We start from the raw sequence: 1,659 nt of genomic DNA, 5'->3' as shown, positions 1-1,659 counted from the left end.
CTCTTCCATATAACTAATCTCACGCAATCTCTTTTTTGAGCTGTTGGAGTTTCCTTTCCAGGTAGGCTATTTTTGCTTGTTGCCGCTTTTGTTTGTACAGATTTATATCCAAAGGACTAAAGGCAATCTGATTGTGGATCATTTTATAATAGATGGTGGCCATTTTATTGGCGGTGGCTACAATGGCATATCTATTTCCCCCTTTCGCTTTCATCCGCCGGAAGTAGTCCCCCAGCCAATGATCGCTACGCTGAACGCTATTGGCTGCCATTCTAAAAGCCTGACTGGCTGCATTGGGCTTCTTTTTTATTAATCTACTGCTGATCAACTTCCCCCCCGATATCTTATTATTGGGACATAAATTCAACCAGGAGACAAAATGCTTCTCACTACTCCATTTACTCATGTCTGTTCCCGTTTCTGCCAGTATTTCCAGGGCGCTGATTTCACTCAGTCCGTAAATTGCAAGAACATCAACCCCCAGTATACTGGCTAAAAATGACCGGGTATCAAATTGGGGAGCGTTTTTACTCTTTTTTTTAACGGAAGCCTGTTCATTGCCTCTTTCAGCTACTTTCATAAGCGCCTCACCCTCATTTTGGATCATTGCATATTGCTGTAGTTCGGCTTCAATTGCTTTATCGCATTTTGCAATACGTTCCTGGAAGAATTGATAACATGCATAATTTTCTTCCAGGGTAAACAATTGCTCTTGTCGCCAATTGCCCTCTAATGATTTGACAATAACTTGATGATCGGCCTTAATGCGCCCATCAATCAAGGGCAGAAAGTTTGCTGCATTTCTCTCCCCTCCAATAATCGCTTCCACAATTGCGGTGCCGGTTTTACCCATCAGGTTACTGATAACTGTATGCAGCTTTATATTCATAAGTTCCAGAGCTTTTTGCATCCGCAGTACAAACCGGCTACTTTCCTCGGTAAGCGTTCTTCGATAACGTACCAATGTTCGCAGCGATTCCTGCTCATTATCCGGCAGATAGCTGCTTTTTAACAAGCCACAGCTATGTAGCTGCTGGAGCCATTCGGCATCGCTTTGATCTGTTTTTCTGCCCGTGACATTGCGTACATGGCGTGCATTGACCAAGTAAACATCAAAGCCATGGCGAATCAGGTAATTGAACAGGGGTTTCCAGTATACTCCTGTACTTTCGAGCGCTATTGTATCCACCCCACATTTTTCTAACCAAACAACAATCTCTTCTAAATCTCTGCTCATAGTACCGAAAGTGCGAACCGATTGTTTGTCTCGATCTTTGGGAACAGCTACTGCATGAAGAGTATCGCCTACATCAATACCTGCTGCATGGGGATTTACCATGGGCATCGGTATAAAACCAGGTGCCTTTACTTTTCTGAACGATTTTTTCTGCATAAATTTATCGTTTAAGAAGCAAAGGCACTTTGCCTTCCGGTATAACTTGAGTATACTCTTCCATACGGGGTCTAGCCCCAATTTGAAACTTAAGGTACCGGAAGAACCAGACTAGAAGATGAATTTTGGCATTCATTGAGATTCAAGGTATTACTGCAAAGCGCTTTTGCTTCTTAAATTTACGGCTCATCTTCAAATCCTGCAGCCTTCTTCTGATCTCCAAGTTATTTTTAGCGAAACATCAGTCCCTTATTGGGTGACTAGAA

Annotated in this window: 1 protein-coding gene; it reads right to left on the bottom strand. The window is 42.7% G+C overall.

The features are described from left to right. Positions 1 to 19 precede the first annotated feature (19 nt). A complete protein-coding gene (locus tag BM176_RS32035; protein WP_090108486.1) occupies positions 20 to 1,393 on the bottom strand; it encodes an IS110 family RNA-guided transposase in 1,374 nt (457 codons plus the stop codon). Positions 1,394 to 1,659: the final 266 nt, after the last annotated feature.

Origin of the sequence: Chitinophaga sp. CF118 (assembly GCF_900112615.1) — a bacterium.
Classification (GTDB): Bacteria; Bacteroidota; Bacteroidia; order Chitinophagales; family Chitinophagaceae; genus Chitinophaga.
Note: the sequence above shows the minus strand (reverse complement) of the source record. Positions and strands in the feature narration are given on the sequence as shown.

Coding starts and splice junctions, on each gene's coding strand:
- BM176_RS32035 (WP_090108486.1), bottom strand. CDS start 1,393: ATGCAGAAAAAATCGTTCAGAAAAGTAAAGGCACCTGGTTTTATACCG.